This is a genomic window from Bacillus sp. A260, from assembly GCF_009861435.1.
Classification (GTDB): Bacteria; Bacillota; Bacilli; order Bacillales; family Bacillaceae_G; genus Bacillus_A; species Bacillus_A cereus.
Genome location: NZ_CP046398.1, coordinates 295,001 through 297,500 on the forward strand (window position 1 = coordinate 295,001; position 2,500 = coordinate 297,500).

Consider the following 2,500-nt stretch of genomic DNA (forward strand, 5'->3'; position numbering starts at 1 on the left):
AGGTTAAGCTGAAGAGGCGGAGCCGCAGCGAAAGCGAGTCTGAATAGGGCGTTTAGTACGTGGTCGTAGACCCGAAACCAGGTGATCTACCCATGTCCAGGGTGAAGTTCAGGTAACACTGAATGGAGGCCCGAACCCACGCACGTTGAAAAGTGCGGGGATGAGGTGTGGGTAGCGGAGAAATTCCAATCGAACCTGGAGATAGCTGGTTCTCCCCGAAATAGCTTTAGGGCTAGCCTTAAGTGTAAGAGTCTTGGAGGTAGAGCACTGATTGGACTAGGGGTCCTCATCGGATTACCGAATTCAGTCAAACTCCGAATGCCAATGACTTATCCTTAGGAGTCAGACTGCGAGTGATAAGATCCGTAGTCAAAAGGGAAACAGCCCAGACCGCCAGCTAAGGTCCCAAAGTGTGTATTAAGTGGAAAAGGATGTGGAGTTGCTTAGACAACTAGGATGTTGGCTTAGAAGCAGCCACCATTTAAAGAGTGCGTAATAGCTCACTAGTCGAGTGACTCTGCGCCGAAAATGTACCGGGGCTAAATACACCACCGAAGCTGCGGATTGATACCAATGGTATCAGTGGTAGGGGAGCGTTCTAAGGACAGTGAAGTCAGACCGGAAGGACTGGTGGAGTGCTTAGAAGTGAGAATGCCGGTATGAGTAGCGAAAGACGGGTGAGAATCCCGTCCACCGAATGCCTAAGGTTTCCTGAGGAAGGCTCGTCCGCTCAGGGTTAGTCAGGACCTAAGCCGAGGCCGACAGGCGTAGGCGATGGACAACAGGTTGATATTCCTGTACCACCTCTTTATCGTTTGAGCAATGGAGGGACGCAGAAGGATAGAAGAAGCGTGCGATTGGTTGTGCACGTCCAAGCAGTTAGGCTGATAAGTAGGCAAATCCGCTTATCGTAAAGGCTGAGCTGTGATGGGGAAGCTCCTTATGGAGCGAAGTCTTTGATTCCCCGCTGCCAAGAAAAGCTTCTAGCGAGATAAAAGGTGCCTGTACCGCAAACCGACACAGGTAGGCGAGGAGAGAATCCTAAGGTGTGCGAGAGAACTCTGGTTAAGGAACTCGGCAAAATGACCCCGTAACTTCGGGAGAAGGGGTGCTTTCTTAACGGAAAGCCGCAGTGAATAGGCCCAAGCGACTGTTTAGCAAAAACACAGCTCTCTGCGAAGCCGTAAGGCGAAGTATAGGGGGTGACACCTGCCCGGTGCTGGAAGGTTAAGGAGAGGGGTTAGCGTAAGCGAAGCTCTGAACTGAAGCCCCAGTAAACGGCGGCCGTAACTATAACGGTCCTAAGGTAGCGAAATTCCTTGTCGGGTAAGTTCCGACCCGCACGAAAGGTGTAACGATTTGGGCACTGTCTCAACCAGAGACTCGGTGAAATTATAGTACCTGTGAAGATGCAGGTTACCCGCGACAGGACGGAAAGACCCCGTGGAGCTTTACTGTAGCCTGATATTGAATTTTGGTACAGTTTGTACAGGATAGGCGGGAGCCATTGAAACCGGAGCGCTAGCTTCGGTGGAGGCGCTGGTGGGATACCGCCCTGACTGTATTGAAATTCTAACCTACGGGTCTTATCGACCCGGGAGACAGTGTCAGGTGGGCAGTTTGACTGGGGCGGTCGCCTCCTAAAGTGTAACGGAGGCGCCCAAAGGTTCCCTCAGAATGGTTGGAAATCATTCGTAGAGTGCAAAGGCATAAGGGAGCTTGACTGCGAGACCTACAAGTCGAGCAGGGACGAAAGTCGGGCTTAGTGATCCGGTGGTTCCGCATGGAAGGGCCATCGCTCAACGGATAAAAGCTACCCCGGGGATAACAGGCTTATCTCCCCCAAGAGTCCACATCGACGGGGAGGTTTGGCACCTCGATGTCGGCTCATCGCATCCTGGGGCTGTAGTCGGTCCCAAGGGTTGGGCTGTTCGCCCATTAAAGCGGTACGCGAGCTGGGTTCAGAACGTCGTGAGACAGTTCGGTCCCTATCCGTCGTGGGCGTAGGAAATTTGAGAGGAGCTGTCCTTAGTACGAGAGGACCGGGATGGACGCACCGCTGGTGTACCAGTTGTTCTGCCAAGGGCATAGCTGGGTAGCTATGTGCGGAAGGGATAAGTGCTGAAAGCATCTAAGCATGAAGCCCCCCTCAAGATGAGATTTCCCATAGCGTAAGCTAGTAAGATCCCTGAAAGATGATCAGGTTGATAGGTTCGAGGTGGAAGCATGGTGACATGTGGAGCTGACGAATACTAATAGATCGAGGACTTAACCATATAATATGTAGCAATGTTATCTAGTTTTGAAGGAATATGCCTTCATAGTTTGGTGATGATGGCAGAGAGGTCACACCCGTTCCCATACCGAACACGGAAGTTAAGCTCTCTAGCGCCGATGGTAGTTGGGACCTTGTCCCTGTGAGAGTAGGACGTCGCCAAGCAAGAACCTAAGTCATTTTGACTTAGGTTTTTTTGTGTTTATTTTTATTATTTTTAATTTA

Annotated in this window: 2 rRNA genes (1 of these 2 only partly in view); both read left to right on the forward strand. The window is 51.2% G+C overall.

From position 1 onward, the window contains the following. Positions 1-2,276, forward strand: a 23S ribosomal RNA gene (locus GD442_RS01640); it begins 646 nt to the left of the window's first position. Positions 2,277-2,324: 48 nt separating this feature from the next. Beyond that, positions 2,325-2,440, forward strand: a 5S ribosomal RNA gene (gene rrf, locus GD442_RS01645). Positions 2,441-2,500 lie beyond the last annotated feature (60 nt).